18 protein-coding genes are annotated in these 16,225 nt (G+C 70.1%); 11 read left to right on the forward strand and 7 right to left on the reverse strand.

Going from position 1 to position 16,225, the window contains the following annotated elements:
• Positions 1-48: 48 nt before the first annotated feature.
• From ACIBVQ_RS29090 to ACIBVQ_RS29125, 8 genes are read left to right on the forward strand one after another with little or no spacing between them, the layout of a single operon-like run.
• On the forward strand, positions 49-1,503 hold the full coding sequence (locus ACIBVQ_RS29090) for a 2-hydroxymuconic semialdehyde dehydrogenase (RefSeq protein ID WP_352014077.1): 1,455 nt from the start codon (positions 49-51) through the stop codon (positions 1,501-1,503).
• Entirely contained in the window at positions 1,496-2,293 is a 798-nt protein-coding gene (locus ACIBVQ_RS29095) for a 2-keto-4-pentenoate hydratase (protein ID WP_399181319.1), read from the forward strand. The genes ACIBVQ_RS29090 and ACIBVQ_RS29095 overlap by 8 nt, the downstream gene beginning before the upstream one ends.
• Entirely contained in the window at positions 2,290-3,222 is a 933-nt protein-coding gene (locus ACIBVQ_RS29100; protein ID WP_399181321.1) for an acetaldehyde dehydrogenase (acetylating), read from the forward strand. The genes ACIBVQ_RS29095 and ACIBVQ_RS29100 overlap by 4 nt, the downstream gene beginning before the upstream one ends.
• Positions 3,219-4,232: a 4-hydroxy-2-oxovalerate aldolase gene (gene dmpG / locus ACIBVQ_RS29105; RefSeq protein WP_399181323.1), complete on the forward strand. Its 1,014-nt coding sequence runs from the start codon at positions 3,219-3,221 to the stop codon at positions 4,230-4,232. The genes ACIBVQ_RS29100 and dmpG overlap by 4 nt, the downstream gene beginning before the upstream one ends.
• Positions 4,229-5,008, forward strand: coding sequence for a 2-keto-4-pentenoate hydratase (locus tag ACIBVQ_RS29110; RefSeq protein WP_399181325.1), 780 nt, complete (start codon positions 4,229-4,231; stop codon positions 5,006-5,008). The genes dmpG and ACIBVQ_RS29110 overlap by 4 nt, the downstream gene beginning before the upstream one ends.
• Positions 5,005-5,424, forward strand: a complete 420-nt coding sequence (locus tag ACIBVQ_RS29115) for a RidA family protein (protein WP_352014072.1) — start codon at positions 5,005-5,007, stop codon at positions 5,422-5,424. The genes ACIBVQ_RS29110 and ACIBVQ_RS29115 overlap by 4 nt, the downstream gene beginning before the upstream one ends.
• A complete protein-coding gene (locus tag ACIBVQ_RS29120) occupies positions 5,421-5,936 on the forward strand; it encodes a 3-hydroxyanthranilate 3,4-dioxygenase (RefSeq protein ID WP_352014071.1) in 516 nt (171 codons plus the stop codon). Before ACIBVQ_RS29115 ends, ACIBVQ_RS29120 begins: the two co-directional genes overlap by 4 nt.
• Positions 5,937-5,939: 3 nt before the next feature.
• Positions 5,940-6,911 (forward strand): amidohydrolase family protein, encoded by a 972-nt coding sequence (locus ACIBVQ_RS29125; protein ID WP_352014070.1) that lies wholly within the window; start codon positions 5,940-5,942, stop codon positions 6,909-6,911.
• Positions 6,912-6,993: 82 nt separating this feature from the next.
• Here the strand turns inward: ACIBVQ_RS29125 and ACIBVQ_RS29130 are convergent, their stop codons facing one another.
• Positions 6,994-7,707, reverse strand: coding sequence for a hypothetical protein (locus ACIBVQ_RS29130; protein WP_352014069.1), 714 nt, complete (start codon positions 7,705-7,707; stop codon positions 6,994-6,996).
• Between the two features lie 503 nt (positions 7,708-8,210).
• Here ACIBVQ_RS29130 and ACIBVQ_RS29135 point away from each other — a divergent pair.
• Positions 8,211-8,471 carry a hypothetical protein gene (locus tag ACIBVQ_RS29135; protein ID WP_399181328.1) on the forward strand — a complete coding sequence of 87 codons (261 nt, stop codon included), beginning with the start codon at positions 8,211-8,213 and terminating at the stop codon, positions 8,469-8,471.
• 8 nt (positions 8,472-8,479) lie between these two features.
• Here ACIBVQ_RS29135 and ACIBVQ_RS29140 read toward each other — a convergent pair whose 3' ends face one another.
• Genes ACIBVQ_RS29140 through ACIBVQ_RS29150 form a run of 3 tightly spaced genes read right to left on the reverse strand, consistent with a single transcriptional unit; the run spans position 8,480 to position 11,689 of the window.
• A complete protein-coding gene (locus ACIBVQ_RS29140; RefSeq protein ID WP_399181331.1) occupies positions 8,480-8,869 on the reverse strand; it encodes an MmcQ/YjbR family DNA-binding protein in 390 nt (129 codons plus the stop codon).
• Positions 8,853-9,932 (reverse strand): DUF2293 domain-containing protein, encoded by a 1,080-nt coding sequence (locus tag ACIBVQ_RS29145; protein WP_399181333.1) that lies wholly within the window; start codon positions 9,930-9,932, stop codon positions 8,853-8,855. The genes ACIBVQ_RS29140 and ACIBVQ_RS29145 overlap by 17 nt, the downstream gene beginning before the upstream one ends.
• 23 nt (positions 9,933-9,955) lie before the next feature.
• Positions 9,956-11,689, reverse strand: a complete 1,734-nt coding sequence (locus ACIBVQ_RS29150; RefSeq protein WP_399181335.1) for a pyruvate dehydrogenase — start codon at positions 11,687-11,689, stop codon at positions 9,956-9,958.
• Positions 11,690-11,777: 88 nt separating this feature from the next.
• Between ACIBVQ_RS29150 and ACIBVQ_RS29155 the strand changes: the two genes are divergently transcribed.
• Positions 11,778-12,482 carry a Sir2 family NAD-dependent protein deacetylase gene (locus ACIBVQ_RS29155; protein WP_362911208.1) on the forward strand — a complete coding sequence of 235 codons (705 nt, stop codon included), beginning with the start codon at positions 11,778-11,780 and terminating at the stop codon, positions 12,480-12,482.
• Positions 12,483-12,637: 155 nt separating this feature from the next.
• Here the strand turns inward: ACIBVQ_RS29155 and ACIBVQ_RS29160 are convergent, their stop codons facing one another.
• Together ACIBVQ_RS29160 and ACIBVQ_RS29165 are read right to left on the reverse strand one after the other, a co-directional pair.
• Complete coding sequence (locus tag ACIBVQ_RS29160) at positions 12,638-13,030, reverse strand: nuclear transport factor 2 family protein (protein WP_352014063.1); 393 nt, start codon at positions 13,028-13,030, stop codon at positions 12,638-12,640.
• A 44-nt stretch (positions 13,031-13,074) separates the two neighbouring features.
• Positions 13,075-13,854, reverse strand: a complete 780-nt coding sequence (locus ACIBVQ_RS29165) for a MoaF C-terminal domain-containing protein (protein ID WP_362911209.1) — start codon at positions 13,852-13,854, stop codon at positions 13,075-13,077.
• Positions 13,855-13,921: 67 nt separating this feature from the next.
• On the opposite strand from ACIBVQ_RS29165, the gene ACIBVQ_RS29170 reads away from it, so the two are divergent.
• Positions 13,922-14,710 carry an SDR family NAD(P)-dependent oxidoreductase gene (locus tag ACIBVQ_RS29170; RefSeq protein WP_352014061.1) on the forward strand — a complete coding sequence of 263 codons (789 nt, stop codon included), beginning with the start codon at positions 13,922-13,924 and terminating at the stop codon, positions 14,708-14,710.
• Positions 14,711-14,760: 50 nt separating this feature from the next.
• On the opposite strand, the gene ACIBVQ_RS29175 is transcribed toward ACIBVQ_RS29170, so the two are convergent.
• A complete protein-coding gene (locus ACIBVQ_RS29175) occupies positions 14,761-16,173 on the reverse strand; it encodes an MFS transporter (protein WP_399181338.1) in 1,413 nt (470 codons plus the stop codon).
• Between the last annotated feature and the right edge of the window lie 52 nt (positions 16,174-16,225).

The following is a 16,225-nucleotide window of genomic DNA, read 5'->3' on the forward strand; positions in this document are numbered from 1 at the left end:
TATACCCGTACGTAGTGACCAGGTGTGGTCCTTTCGTGAGGAGAAGACTTGTCTGACCAGGTGACCCACTTCATCGGTGGGGTACAGGTCGCCGAGGGGGCGACGTTCGAGACGCACGACCCCGTGACCGGCGGGGTGGTCCGCCTGGTCCACGAGGCGGACCGGGCCGTCGTCGACAAGGCGGTCGCCGCCGCCCGCGCGGCACAGCCCGGCTGGGCGGCGCTGCCGATCGCGGAGCGGGCCGGATGGATGCGCCGCCTCGCCGACGCGATCGAGGCCAGGTTCGAGGAGCTCGTCGCCGCGGAGATCGCGGACACCGGTAAGTCGATCACACAGACCCGTACGCTGGACATCCCGCGTGGCGCGGCCAACTTCCGTTCCTTCGCCGAGATCGCCGCCCAGCGCCCCGACGAGGCCTTCCATCTGAAGGACGTGCTGAGCTACACGGTGCGCAGGCCGCTCGGTGTGGTCGCGGTGGTCGTGCCGTGGAACCTGCCGTTCCTGCTGGCGACCTGGAAGATCGGCCCCTCGCTCGTCGCAGGCAACACCATCGTGGTCAAGCCGTCGGAGCACACGCCGGGCTCGATGGCCGTGCTCGCCGACATCGCCGCCGAGGTCGGTCTGCCGCCGGGTGTCCTGAACGTGGTGCACGGCTTCGGCGGTGGCTCGACCGGCCAGTTCCTCGTGGAGCACCCGGGGGTGGACGCGGTCACCTTCACCGGCGAGAGCCGTACCGGATCGACGATCATGAAGGGCGTGGCGGACCGGGTCAAGCCGGTCTCGTTCGAGCTGGGCGGCAAGAACGCCGGGCTGGTCTTCGCGGACGTCGATCTGGACGCGGCCGTCGAGGGCAGTGTGCGTTCGGTGTTCACCAACGGCGGGCAGGTCTGCCTGTGCACCGAGCGGCTCTACGTCGAGCGGCCGATCTTCGAGGAGTTCGTCACGCGCCTGGCCAAGCGGGCCGGGGAGCTGCGGTTCGGGCGTCCCGAGGACGAGGACACCACGATGATGCCGATGATCTCCGCCGAGCACCGGGACAAGGTGCTGACCTACTACCGGCTCGCCGAGAAGGAGGGCGCCGAGTTCAGGGCGGGCGGCGGCGTGCCGCGCTTCGGCGACGAACGGGACGGGGGGTACTACGTCGAACCGACCGTGCTGACCGGTCTGCCGCCGACCTCCAGGGTGAACCGGGAGGAGATCTTCGGCCCCGTCTGTCACGTCACGCCGTTCGACACCGAGGCCGAGGCGATCGCACTGGCCAACGACAGCGAGTACGGCCTGGCCGCGACGGTGTGGACCTCGCGGCTCAGCCGGGCGCACCGGGTCGCCCAGTCCCTTGAGGCGGGCCTGGTGTGGGTCAACACCTGGTACCTGCGCGACCTGCGCACCCCGTTCGGCGGGGTGAAGCTGTCGGGCATCGGCAGGGAGGGCGGCACCGACTCCCTGGACTTCTACTCGGAACCCACCACGATCACGATCAAGCTGGAGCCGGAACATGAGTGAGTGGAGCGAGGCGACCGACGCGCTCGCCGAGGCGGCCGACCAGCTGCTCGACGCGGCGCGCCACGGCAAGCCGTGTCCCCCGGTACGGCAGACGCTGCCGAGCGGTACGGCCGAGGTCGGCTACGCCGTACAGGAGATCAACACCAGGAGGGCGCTGCACGAGGGGCGGCGGCTGGTCGGGCGGAAGATCGGCCTGACCTCGACCGTGGTCCAGCGGCAGCTGGGCGTCGACCAGCCCGACTTCGGGATGCTCTTCGCCGACATGGCCTGCCTGGACGGGCTGCCCGTGCCCGCCTCCCGGTTCCTGCAGCCGAAGGCCGAGGCGGAGATCGCGGTCGTCCTCAAGAGCGACCTGGTCGGCGGGCCGTTCACGGTCGCGGACGTCATCAGGGCGGTCGACTTCGTGCTCCCGGCCATCGAGATCGTGGACAGCCGGATCGCCGGGTGGGACATCTCGCTGGTGGACACCATCGCCGACAACGCCTCAAGCGGGGCGTTCGTGCTCGGCAACACCCCGGTCGACCTGCGCGGTCTCGACCTGAGGCTGGCCGGGATGACCATGACGAGGAACGGCCAGGAGGCCTCGACCGGCGCAGGCGCGGCCTGCCTGGGGCACCCGCTCAACGCGGCCGTGTGGCTGGCCGACGCGCTCGGCGGCAAGGACTTCCCGCTGCTGGCCGGGGACGTGGTGCTGACCGGCGCGCTCGGGCCGATGGTGCCCGTCAAGGCCGGGGACGTGTTCGAGGCGCACATCGACGGCGTCGGTTCGGTAAGGGCGGTGTTCTCATGACGACGGTGACCACGGGTGGGCCGGTGAAGATCGCGATCATCGGGTCGGGCAACATCGGCACCGACCTGATGTTCAAGGCGCTGCTGTCCAGGCGGGTGGAGGTCGTCGCGATGGCGGGCATCGACCCCGAATCCGACGGTCTGGCCCGCGCCAGGCGGCGCGGGGTGGCCACCACCCACGAGGGTGTCGAGGGCCTGGTCAAGCTGCCCGGCTTCGACGAGGTGGACATCGTCCTGGACGCGACCTCGGCCGGGGCGCACGTGCACAACGACCGGGTGCTGCGCGAGCACGGCAAGCGGGTCATCGACCTGACCCCGGCCGCGATCGGGCCGTACGTGGTGCCTCCGGTGAACCTGGACGCCCACCTCGGCGAGCGCAACCTCAACATGGTGACCTGCGGCGGCCAGGCGACGATCCCGATCGTGGCGGCGGTGGCCTCACGGGTCCCGGTGCGGTACGCCGAGATCGTCGCCTCGATCTCCTCCAGGTCGGCCGGCCCCGGAACCCGCGCCAACATCGACGAGTTCACCGAGACGACCTCACGGGCGATCGAGCAGGTCGGCGGGGCCGCGCGGGGCAAGGCGATCATCATCCTCAACCCGGCGGAACCGCCGTTGATCATGCGGGACACGGTCTACTGCCTCGTCGACGACTGTGACGAGGCCGAGGTCGAGCCGGCCGTACGGGAGATGGTCGAGCGGGTCGCCGGGTATGTGCCCGGTTACCGGCTCAAGCAGGACGTGCAGTTCGAGCGCGTCCCGGCGGGTGAGCCGCTGCCGACCGGGGAGCGCTCCGGCGGCGTCAAGGTGAGCGTCTTCCTCGAAGTCGAGGGGGCCGCCCACTACCTTCCCGCGTACGCGGGCAATCTGGACATCATGACCTCGGCCGCGTTGCGCACCGCCGAGCGGCTGGCGGAGGTGGGCGCATGAGGCTCTACGTCCAGGACGTGACGCTGCGGGACGGCATGCACGCCATCAGGCACCGTTACAGCACGGAGCAGGCGGCTCAGATCGCCGCCGCGCTGGACGCCGCGGGCGTCGCGGCCATCGAGGTCGCCCACGGCGACGGCCTCGCCGGGGGCAGCTTCAACTACGGCGCGGGCGCGCACACCGACGACGAGTGGATCGAGGCGGTCGCGGGAGCCGTACGGCAGGCGAAGCTGACGACCCTGCTGCTGCCCGGGATCGGCACCATCCACGACCTCAGGCGGGCCCACGCGCTCGGGGTGACCTCGGTCAGGGTCGCCACCCACTGCACCGAGGCCGACATCTCCGCCCAGCACATCGCCACCGCCCGTGAACTTGGCATGGACGTGGCCGGGTTCCTGATGATGTCCCACATGGCGCCGCCGGAGGAGCTGGCCAGGCAGGCCAAGCTCATGGAGTCGTACGGCGCGCACTGCGTCTACGTGACCGACTCCGGCGGCGGGCTGACCATGGACGGGGTGCGTGACCGGGTCAGGGCCTACCGCGAGGTGCTCGACGAGGCGACGGAGATCGGCGTCCACGCCCACCACAACCTGGGCCTCGGCGTGGCCAACTCGGTCGTCGCCGTGGAGAACGGCACCTTCCGGGTCGACGCCTCCCTGGCCGGGATGGGCGCGGGCGCGGGCAACTGCCCGATCGAGGTGTTCGTCGCGGTGGCCGACCTGATGGGCTGGGAGCACGGCTGTGACCTCAACGCCCTGATGGACGCGGCCGACGACCTGATCAGGCCGTTGCAGGACCGGCCGGTCCGGGTGGACAGGGAGACGCTGACGCTCGGCTACGCCGGGGTCTACTCCAGCTTCCTGCGTCACGCGGAGGCGGCCTCCGAGCGCTACGGGATCGACACCCGGGCCATCCTGACGGAGGCGGGCAGGCGGCGGATGGTCGGCGGCCAGGAGGACATGATCGTGGACATCGCGCTGGACCTGGCGCGCGCGAAGGAGAACGCGTGACCGACATCCACAAGCTCGCCGCGGTGCTCGACGAGGCCGCCCGTACGGCTCGCGCCGTACGGCAGCCGGAGCAGGACTACGACGTGGCGACCGCCTACCGGGTGCAGGAGGAGTTGCTGCGGCTGCGCCTGGACCGGGGCGACCGGCTGGCCGGGGTGAAGCTGGGCTTCACCAGCGAGGGCAAGCGCCGCCAGATGGGCGTGCACGACGTGATCTTCGGCAGGGTGCCGGAGTCGTCGGCGGTCCTGGACGGCTCAAGCGCTGATATTTCCGGCTATATCCACCCACGTATCGAGCCGGAGGTCGTCTACCTCGTCGGCAGGCGCATCGCCACCGTCGCCGACGCCCTCGCCCCCGGTGCCGTGGTGGCCATGGCGCCCGGCATCGAGATCATCGACTCCCGCTACGAGAACTTCCGCTTCTCGCTGCCCGACGTGATCGCCGACAACACCTCGGCCGCGGGCTACGTCGTCGGCCCGTGGCGGCCGTACGACCCGGCGCTGTGGAACCTCGGCGTGCTGCTGGAGATCGACGGCCGGGTCGTCCAGGCCGGATCGACCGGAGCCATCCTCGGCGACCCGCGCAGGGCCGTGGTCGAGGCCGCGCGGCTGGCCGTACAGGCCGGGGTGGTCATCGAGCCCGGCTGGATCCTGCTGGCGGGCGCCGCGACCCCGGCCGAGCCGCTCCCGGCGGGCGCGCACGTCAGGGTGCAGGCCCAGCACCTGGGGTCGGTCTCCTTCACCGCCGCGGGCGCCGTGAACGGGGAGGCGCCGTGAGCGAGGGTGTGGTCGTCGGCGGGAAGGCCACGCCGCGTGGCAGGTTCCCGCACGTCAAGCGGGCCGGTGACCTCATCTACGTGTCCGGGACCAGCTCCCGCAGGCCGGACAACACGATCGCCGGGGCACGGGCCGACGAGTTCGGCACGGTCAGCCTCGACATCGCCGAGCAGACCAGGGCGGTGATCGAGAACATCCGTGACATCCTCCAGGCCGTGGGAGCCGACCTCTCCGACCTGGTCCAGGTGACCGCCTACCTGGTGAACATGAACGACTTCGGCGGCTACAACGCGGTCTACGCGGAGTACTTCGACGAGACCGGACCGACCAGGACGACGGTCGCGGTCCACCAGCTGCCCCACCCCCATCTTCTGATCGAGATCCAGGCAGTCGCCTACAAGGAGGAGAGCCAGTGATTCCGCCCATCGACTTCACCAAGTGGATCGACGAGCACGCCCACCTGCTCAAGCCCCCGGTGGGCAACAAGGTGATCTTCGAGGGGGCGAACGACCTCATCGTCATGGTCGTCGGCGGCCCGAACGCGCGGACCGACTTCCATGTCGACCCGTACGAGGAGCTGTTCTACCAGGTCCGCGGCAACATGCACATCAACGTCATGACAGAGGACGGGCCGGAGACCGTGCACGTCAAGGAGGGCCAGATGTGGCTGCTCCCGCCGAACCTGCCGCACTCGCCGCAGCGCCCCGAGGAGGGGTCGGTCGGCTTCCTGGTCGAGCGGATCAGGCCCGAGGGCGTGCTGGAGAAGTTCCGGTGGTACTGCCAGGACTGCAACGCCGTCGTACACGAGGTCGAGCTCCAGGTCCGTGACATCGTGTCCGACCTGCCGCCGATCTTCCAGGCGTTCTACGACGACGAGAAGGCCCGTACCTGCGGCGGCTGCGGCGCCCTCCACCCGGGCAAGGGATAGCCGTTGATCATCGACGTCCACACCCACCACGTCCCCCGGGGCTGGCCCGACCTGGGCTGGCCGCAGGCGCCCAGGCTCAGGGTCGAGTCGGAGCGGGAGGCCATGATCCTGCTCGGCGACCGGGAGTTCCGCAGGATCCAGGACGACTGCTGGAACCCCCGGGTCCGTCTCGACCGGATGGACGCCGACGGGATCGACGTCCAGGTCGTCTCCCCGACGCCGGTCTTCTTCTCCTACGAGCGCCCGGCGGCGCAGGCGGCCGGGGTGGCGCGGATCCTCAACGACCTGGCCCTGGAGATCTGCGACTCCGAGCGGCTCGTGCCGTTCTGCCAGGTGCCGTTGCAGGACCCCGACCTGGCCTGCGCGGAGCTGGACCGGTGCCTGGCGGCGGGGCACGCGGGCGTCGAGATCGGCAACCACGTCGGTGACCTCGACCTCGACGACGCGGGGATCGTCCAGTTCCTCCAGCACTGCGCGGCCGTCGGCGCGCCGGTCTTCGTCCACCCGTGGGACATGGCCGACAGCCCCCGGCTGCGGCGCTGGATGGCCCAGTGGCTGGTCGGCATGCCGGCGGAGACCCACCTGTCGGTGCTCGCCCTCATCCTGGGCGGCGTCTTCGACAGGGTCCCCGACAGCCTGCGGATCTGCTTCGCGCACGGCGGCGGCTCGTTCGCCTTCTGGCTCGGCCGCTTCGAGAACGCCTGGCACCGCCGCAACGACGTGGTCGGGACCTCGCTGCTGCCGCCCTCGGCCTATCTGGAGCGCTTCAGCGTCGACTCGGTGGTCTTCGACGAGCGGGCGCTGCGGCTGCTGGTGGACACCATGGGGCAGGAGCGGGTCATGCTCGGCTCCGACTTCCCCTACCCGTTGGGGGAGACGCCGGTCGGCTCGCTGATCAGGGGTGCCGGGTTCCTGACCGAGGAGGCGCGGGCGCGGCTGCTCGGCGGCAACGCCGTACGCTTCCTCGGCCGCTGACCCCTCTGTCCTCACGGGCGTACGGCGACGCCCGGGTGACCTGGCACGGTGGTCACCCGGGCGTCGCCGTACGGCCCGCGTCCTACTTCTCGGACAGCTTGCGGCCGCGGTACATCGGGTGGTCGGTCTCCCAGTAGCGCCAGCCCTCGACCCGGGCGGGAACGTTGGCGATGCCGGTGGCGATGTGGTTGACGCTGCAGTCCTCAAGCTGCTTCCAGGTCGACCAGCCGACCCGGTAGCCGAACACGCGGTACCAGAGGTTGCCGTACTTGCCGGGGGTGACGTCCCTGGCGTACAGGTGGCCCGCCTCGACGACGTGCTCCTCGGCGAGCAGCGGGTTGACGTTGTTGCGCAGCCTGCGCAGGATTCCCTCGTGCAGGGCGTTGCGGTCGATGTCGTGCTTGATCTCGCTCTGCTTCTCGCGCTCGATCTCCACCTCGAAGTACACGCGGTACTGCCGCCTGACGCTCGCCGTGATCGTGCCGCCGGGGCCGTCGATGAAGCGGGTCCTGGGGAGGAAGAAGTTGATCGGCTTGAAGTGGTGGAACCTGAAGAAGTTGTGGGGCCTGCACTTGCGGCGGGCCTCTTCCTTGAGCGTGGGGATGGTCGGCGTCGGGTTCGGGACGGCGACCGAGTCACCCTGGCTGCCGAGGGCGGCGGGCGCGGTGACGGTCGTGCACACGGAGGCAGCGAGCGCGAGGGAGGCGGACCCGGCCAGAATCGCCGTCGTCAGCCCCCTGGACCTGGTCCTGGCGCGGGCTACGACGGCATCCGTGCGGGGAATGGGCGTGAACATAGGAAGATACCGTTCTCTCCGGAACGCGGCCCGTGGCCGCGACCAACCATCTGGCCGAAATACGGCCTGTGCCCGTTACGTTGGTTGACTCAACGTAACGATAAGGATGCTTACAGTTGCCAATGGTTGTCGTGTGACGCCACGCCGTCGTGAAGTCTCTTTAAAAGGGAAAGGCCGGGTGAAAGGCGTCTAGGCAGGTGGCGGTGGCGTTCTTCCGTCAGTGGTCACATTGCTCGCGAAGTTGTCGGCCCATTGCGGTTCGCGGACATTCTCCTGCCCCGTGGGACTCGGTAGAGTCAGGGGATGAAAGATGATCTGTCGCTAAATGTGTTGGCGTAATCGCTTTTAGTGGCTGAATGGTAATCCGAGGGGCCTGAGGCCTTGGGGCTCTCTGGGGTGCCTCCGGGGCCTCGCGGTCATACCGTGGAAGTCTCCGGTTCGACGCCGTGCCGTCATCTCGGTGGCGGCACGGCGTTCCGTCTGAGATTCACGTGGAGTCATCCATGATGACCAGGATCAGGAACGCTCTCGCGGCCGGTGCGATGGGGGCCTGCGCCCTTGCCGTGCCCGTCATGACACCGGCCCAGGCGGCCCAGGTGGACGCGCCGAGCGTCACAGAGAACGTGAAGCCCTGCAAACACGGCAAGTGTCACCGCCACCACCGTCAGAACCCCGAACGCATCCCCGGCGGCATCCTGAACGACGACCTCAACGACAACAGGAGGCCCGGCGGGAGCGGAGGAAGCGGAGGCATCATCAACTGAGGGAGCCCTCAGCCCGGCACGTCACCGGGAGACGAGGCGTCCAGCGTGGCGACGAGCCGCTTGGGCGCCACGGCCCGGTAGCTCTCCTCGACCCAGTCGAGCAGCACCTCGGTCTCCGGCAGCGGGCCCGTCAGCGGGATCGTCACCCACCCCGCCCTGCCGAGGCCGTAGCCCGAGGGCTTGGCGCCGTCGAGGGACAGGGCGTGGCCGTTCGACTCGGGGAGCTTGACGCCCACGTGCGGGCTCCACCTGTCGGTCGGCTCCTCGACGCCGAGGAAGACGAAGATCTTCTTGTTGACCTTGACGACGCTCTCACCCCAGGGGTGGTCCTCGTACGCCTCGGGAAGGCTCAGCGCGAACCCGCGCATCCTCTCCCGCACCTCACGCCAGCTGTCCATGGCGCCCATTGTGACCAGCGGCACCGACAATCTCGCTCCGCCAGCGGGCGAGCACCCGGTCGATGCCGCTCCTGATGCGCTCCCTGGCCTCGACCCGGGGGATCCCGGACATCAGCAGCCGGTCGTAGTCGGTGTCCAGGTGCCGCACCGAGGCGATCACGGCCAGCGTGACGGCGTTCTCGTCGAGGACCCTGGCCGCCGCGGTACGGCCGACCCGGCCGCTGCCCCGCTGACCGGCGTGCCGGGCGATCTCCTCGGCCCGCTCGGGCGGACAGCCGGGGAACAGCCTGACGATCTCCGCGGCCATCCGCGCCTGGAACTCCACGTCCTCGCCCGCGCGCCGTTCCCGGTCACGCTCGCGACGGCGCAGCCGTACCTCCTCGTCGGCCAGGCACTGCTCCTCGGCCAGCGCGAGCGCGGACTCCTCGACCAGGATGCCGAGGCGTTCGTACCGTTTGCGCCGTTGGTTGAACCTGACCACCAGGGCGGCCAGCCCGCTCTCCTTCTTCGCCCTGCGGCTCAGCGCCGCGTTCCCCGCGGGCAGCAGGACCAGGTGGTCCAGATCGGCGCAGGTCAGGCAGTACGGCTCGGTGCCCTCCATGATGAGGTACGGCCCCGTCCCGCCGCAGCCCGCGCACCTCCACTCCCGCTGGGGCTCGACCGCGACCAGGTCGGGGGCCTTGGTCTGCCGTTCGGCCAGCCGCTTCCTCCTGGCCTCGCTCATGTCGGGGGAGACCCAGTGGACACGGAAGACCGACTCCTCGCCCCCGGCCAGGAAACGCAGCTCACCCCGGTCCCTGCCGCTCGACAGGTAGGCGCTCTCGCCCTCGGTCAGCCCCCGTTCGAGCGCCCAGCGCCTGAGCAGGAGGGCCGCCTCGGTCATCCGGGCGCCGTCGACCGCGGTCAGCTCCTCAAGCGTGGCGGCCCCGCCCTGCCGCCAGGTGTCCACCTGACCGGCGCGCAGCCAGCGCAGGCCCGTCAGCACGTCGATCACGGTGACGAACCCACGCTGGGCGAGCGCGGCCTCGGCCGCCTCGGTGATCCGCCGCTGCAGTCTGCTCACCCCGACAGCCTGCCGTACGGGAATCAGGGACGGGGAATGTTGCGCAGGTTCGCCCTCGCCATGTCGATCATGCGTCCGACGCCGCCGCTCAGCACCACCTTGCTCGCGGCCTTGGCGAACCCCTTGACCTGCTCTCCGGTGATGCGCGGCGGGATGGACAGCACGTTCGGGTCGGTGACGACGTCCACCAGGTAGGGGCCGGGGGCCTCCAGGGCCGTGCCGAGCGCCTCGCGGACCTCCGAGGGACTGCGCACGGTCACGGCCTCGACGCCCATCGCCGTGGCGATCGCCGCGTAGTCGGTGAAGGGGTAGTCGGTGCCGAAGTCGGGGAGGCCGTCGACCAGCATCTCCAGCTTCACCATGCCGAGCGAGGAGTTGTTGAACACCACGATCTTCACCGGAAGGTCGTGGTCCCGTACGGTGAGCAGCTCCCCGAGCAGCATGCCGAGCCCGCCGTCGCCGGACAGCGAGACCACCTGCCTGCCGGGGGCCGCGAACTGGGCGCCGATGGCGTGCGGCAGGGCGTTGGCCATGCTCCCGTGCCTGAAGGAGCCGATGACACGCCTGCGGCCGTTCGGCGTCAGGTAGCGGGCGGCCCAGACGTTGCACATCCCGGTGTCAACGGTGAAGACCGTGTCGTCGCCGGCCAGCTCGTCCAGCACGTCGGCGACGTACTCGGGATGGATCGGGACATGGTGCTCGATGTCCCGGGTGTAGGCGTCCACCACGTTGTCCAGGGCCTTCAGGTGCCGTTCGAGCATCCTGTCCAGGTAGCGCCGGTCCTGCTTCTGGTGCACGTCGGGCAGTACGGCCCGCAGCGTCTCCCCGACGTCGCCGTGTACGGCCAGTTCGAGCGGCGTCCTGCGGCCCAGGCTGCCCGCGTCGTGGTCCACCTGGACGGTCCGCGCGCCGGGCAGGAACTCGTCGTAGGGGAAGTCCGTGCCCAGCAGCACCAGCAGGTCGGCCTCCCGTGTGGCCTCGTAGCACGCGCCGTACCCGAGCAGGCCGCTCATCCCCACGTCGTAGGGGTTGTCGTACTGGATCCACTCCTTGCCCCGCAGCGCGTGCCCGACCGGGGCGAGCGTGCGGGCGGCCAGCGACATGACCTCCTCGTGCGCGCCGCGCACCCCGGCGCCGCAGAACAGCATCACCTTCTCGGCGGCGTTCAGCGCGACGGCCAGCTCGGAGACCTGGTCGGCCGGAGGGTGGAGGGTGCCCGGCTGGGTGAGGAAGTCGTGCGGCCCGGCCTCCTGGGACACCCGCAGCTGCGCCACGTCGCCGGGCAGGACGACCACGGAGACGCCCGGGCCGCCGATCGCCCGCTGTACGGCCACGCGCAGCACCCTGGGCATCTGCTCCGCCGTGCCGATCACCTCGCAGAAGCCGGCGCACTCGGCGAACAGCCGTTCCGGGTGGGTCTCCTGGAAGAAGTCCGTCCCGATCTGCGGGCTGGGGATCTGCGAGGCCAGCGCGAGCACGGGGGCACGGCTGCGGTGGGCGTCGTACAGGCCCTGCACCAGGTGGGTGTTGCCGGGCCCGCAGCTGCCCGCGCACACCGCGAGCCGCCCGGTGACCTGCGCCTCGGCGGCGGCGGCGAAGGCCCCGGCCTCCTCGTTGCGTACCTGGACCCAGTCGATGCCCCCGGTTCTGCGCACCGCGTCGACCACCGGGTTGAGGCTGTCGCCCACGACCCCGTAGATCCGTTCGACTCCGGCCTGCCGCAACACCTGGACGAACTGCTCGGCGACGGTCCCCATGGCGCTCCCCCTCGTTTCGCGTCATGGGGTACCTCACCGGTTTTTTCCGAATCACTCCGGATCGCGTAGGGCTGACTACGATTGGGCGATGACGGTGACCGTACTGACGGGGGCGGGCATCTCCACTGAATCCGGCATTCCCGACTATCGAGGCCCGAACGGCCTGTGGCGCGCGGACCCGGAGCAGGAGAAGCTCGTCACCTACCACCACTACATGGGCAGCGCCGAGATCAGACGGCGGTCATGGCTGTTCCGCCGCGACAGTCCCGCCTGGGACGCCGAGCCGAACGCCGCCCACCGCGCCCTGGCCACGCTGCCGGACGCCTGGATCATCACGCAGAACGTCGACGGCCTGCACCGGCGCGCCGGGTCGCCGCCGGACCGGGTGCTCGAACTGCACGGCAACATGTTCGGCGCGGTGTGCACCTCGTGCGGGGCGGACTCGACGACGCGTGAGGCGGTCGAACGGATCATGGCGGGGGAGGACGACCCGGCCTGCCGCGCGTGCGGCGGCGTCCTGAAGACCGCGACCGTGATGTTCGGTCAGTCCCTTGACCAGGGCGTCCTGTCCAGGGCGGTCGAGGCGGCAGGGAACTGCGAGGTGTTCGTCGCCGTGGGCACCTCCCTGCAGGTACGGCCCGCGGCGACCCTGGTCTCGATCGCGGCGGAGGCGGGGGCCAGGGTGGTCATCGTCAACGGGGAGCCGACGGCCTACGACCACATGGCCGACGAGGTCATCCACGACCCGATCGGCGTGGCCGTACCCCGGCTGTGCGCCGCGCTCACGGCCTGACGGGCCTTGATGGGCCTTGATGAGCAGGGCCCGCCGGGTTCGGGCCGACCGGCGCCGGTAACCGGTCGGCCCGAACCCGGCGGGCCATGTGACACGGCCGGTGACACGAGGTGTGTCACCGGCCGCGTCATGGGCGCCCTGTCACAGGCACCGTGTCACGGGCGCAGGGCCTCCTGGACCAGCGCGGTGTCGGTGAACTGCTCGAACTTCGTGGCGACGCCGTCCTTGACGTGCCACACGTGCGTGAAGCGGACGTCCATGTACTTGCCGGTGGCGAGGTAGGTGCCCCGGTAGTTGCCGATCACGACGATCGTGTCGCCGCCGTCGACGTACTCCTCGGGAACCGCCTGGTAGTTGTCCCACTCGCCGCCGAGCCTGGCGAAGACCTTGTCGCGCACCTCGTCAGGGCCGATGTAGGTGCCCGCGTACGGGAAACCGGCCATCTCGGTCCACGCGGCGTCGGGGCCGAGCAGGCCCAGGATGCCGTTGACGTCACCCGCCGCCGAAGCCTCGTATGACGCGCGGACCGCGTCGAGGTTCTTGCTCATTGCCTCTCCTTACTTCACTTCGCTTCGCTGAACAGCGCTTGTCCTCAGACGGGCTCTCCGCCGTCCGGGTAGGTCACCTGGCCGAGCGGCTGGATGTAGGCGCCGCCGCCGGAGTTCCTGATGTCACCCTCGCCGGAGATGCCGAGGAAGGAGCCGACCGAGCGCAGCGCGGCCCAGTCGTACAGCCAGGTCGCGGCCACCGGGATGAGGAACTCCCTGAAGGTGAAGACGTAGACGTCCTCGGCGATCTTCCAGGTGCTCGCCATGTCCACGTCACCGTGGCCGCGCTGCTCGCCGACGAGGCACTGCCAGGCGTAGCGTTCGGAACTGAGGTAGACGTGTTCGTAGAGGTGGTTCGGGCTGTAACGGTACAGCGCCCGCCTGCCGATCAGGTCACGAGTGGGTGCGGGCGCCTCGCCCGTGACCTCACGACCGTCGATGGTTCCGGGGGTGAAGGTCTGGGAGACCTGAGGCTCGCCGGGGGTCCGCTCCTCAGCGACGATGGAGACGATGCGCAGGGCGCGCCCGGTCGCGGTGTGCAGGACGACGACGTACGCCTCACGGGGCTGCGAGGCCTGGGTCCAGTGAACGAAGAAGAGATCGTCGCGTACGGCGATCGCCTCGTACCAGTCGGCGGCACCGCCGTCGACGCTCACGCTGTGCGCGTCCTTGAAGGAAAGGGTGGTCGTGGTCCCGTCGTCGAACGTCAGGCTCACCTCGGTGCCGGCGAGGACGTCGGAGACCGGAATTCGGTTGGTGTCGATCCCGGCGGCGAAGTCGTCCATGTTCTTCCAGCCGTCTGGCCGGTCTACTTCGGCGGTCACTACGACTCCTTCCTACGCGAAGTTATCTATGAAATCATATAGCTTCTAGCTGCAAAGGAGTAGGCCGATGAGGCTAAAAGGTAAGGTCGCCCTGGTCACCGGGGCCGGTACGGGAATCGGCGCGGCTGTCACCCGAAGGTACGTGGAAGAGGGCGCCAGAGTCGTTCTGACCGGTCGGAGAGAGGCGCTCCTTACCGAGGTCGCCACTCCGCTCGGAGACGCGGCCGTGGCCTTCGCCGCCGACGCGACGGACGCCGCCCAGATGCGGGCGGCGGCGGACCTGGCGCGTGAGCGCTTCGGCTCGCTTGACATCGTCGTCGCGAACGCCGGTGGACACGGGGGTTCCGGGGTCGCGGACACCGACGACGAGTCGTGGGGGCTCAGCCTCGACGCCAACCTCAACAGCTGCTTCGTGACCTGCCGGGAGACGCTGCCCGCGCTGATCGAGAGCCAGGGAAGCATCGTGATCGTCTCCTCGATCGCGGGTCTGGCCGCCGGACCCAACGTATGCGGATATGTCACGACCAAGCACGCTCTGGTGGGGCTGACCAAGTCGCTGGCCCGTGACTACGGCCCCAAGGGCGTGCGGGTGAACTGCCTGTGCCCCGGCTGGGTGCGTACCCCGATGGCCGACCACCAGATGGACGAGCTCGCCGCCCGCGACGCCATCACCCGTGACGAGGCCTACGACCTGGTCACCAAGGACGTCCCGCTGCGCCGCCCGGCCACCTCCGAGGAGATCGCCGACATCTGCCTGTTCCTCGGCTCCGCCGAGTCGGCCATCATGACCGGTTCCGTGATCGTCGCCGACGGCGGCGCCATGGCCGTCGACCTGCCGACCCTGGCGTTCGGCTGATCCTCGACGCCCGTACGGTGCCCGGCGGCCAACGCCGGGCACCGTACGGGTCAGGAGGCCGGTCGCTCCTGAGCGCGGAGGAAGAGGGCGACCACCACCGCCGTGACCAGGCAGAGGGCGGCGTTGACGACGACCGCGACGCTCACTCCGCCGAGCACGTTCCCGGCACTCTCCCCACCCTGGGCGTGGACGTAGGCCGCGACGACGGCGCTCATGACCGGGATGCCCATGGTGATGCCGACCTGCTGGCTCATCGTGGCCAGACCTGTCGCCAGCCCCTGCTCCCCGTCGGGAAGCCCGGAGGCCGCGGTGACCATGAACCCGACGATCGCGACCAGGTTGGCCACCCCACCGGCGAAGGTCGCCACCAGAAGCAGGGCGATCCAGCCGGGCTCCGGCCCGAGCAGGGCGAGCGGAAGGGTCGAGGCCGCCTGGACGACGAGGCCCGCGACGACGGCCCTGGCGCTGCCGATCCTGCCGGTGACCTTCGGGCCGACGATTCCGCCCAGTACGGTGCCCACACCGAGGACGGCGAAGGCCAGACCGGCGCCCAGCGGGGAGTAGCCGAGGACCTTCTGCAGGTAGAGGGTGAGCAGGAAGACCAGGGAGGTCTCCGTCGCGAAGGCCAGCAGCCCGGTGACGTTGCCCAGGCCGACACTGCGCCGCTTCAGGATCGCGACCGGCACCAGCGGCGCGGCGACACGCTTCTCGATCACCCAGAAGGCGGCCAGGAGCAGCACGCCGGCGCCCAGGGCGCCCAGCACGGCCGGGTCGGTCCAGGAACGCTCGCCCGCCGTGGTGAGTCCGTAGATCAGGGCCAGCAGGCCCGAGGTGACCGCGACGGCCCCCAGCGGGTCGAGTTTGGGCCGCTCGGCGGGCCGGGTCTCGGTGAGCGTGGACGGAGCCAGGACGAGCACGACGACCGCGACCGGCACGTTGACGAAGAACGCCCACCGCCAGCTGAGCAGGTCGGTGAGGACGCCGCCCAGGATCGCCCCGGTGGTGAAGCCCGCGGCCATGAGAGCCCCGTTCAGGCCGAGCGCCCGCTCCCGCAGCGGCCCTTCGGGGAAGGCGGTCGTCAGCAGGGAGAGCGCCGCCGGAGTGACGGCTGCGGTGGCCAGACCCTGGGCGACACGGGCGATCAGCAGCGGTTCGGGAGAGGTCGCCAGGCCACCGGCCAGGGACGCGACGCCGAGCAGCGCCATGCCGGACAGGAAGAGCCTGCGCCGTCCGAAGAGGTCGGCGAAGCGCCCGAACAGCAAGGTGAACCCCGCGGCGCAGAGCGCGAAGGCGGTGGCGATCCACTGCAGGTTCCGCAGGGAGAAACCGACGCTCTCCCCGATCTCCGGCAGGGCGACGTTGAGAATCGAGAAGTCGACCGCGAGGGTGAAGCTCGCGCTCAGCAGCAGGGTCAGAGTGAGCCGCTGCCTGGTCGTCATCCTGGGCCGGGTCCGTTGGTCCACGCTTGACACGTCGGGGGTCCGTTCTCGCTGGTGGCTTTCCGCTGTCGGTTCA

This window comes from Streptosporangium sp. NPDC049376 (assembly GCF_044466505.1).
In the GTDB taxonomy this organism is placed as follows: domain Bacteria; phylum Actinomycetota; class Actinomycetes; order Streptosporangiales; family Streptosporangiaceae; genus Streptosporangium.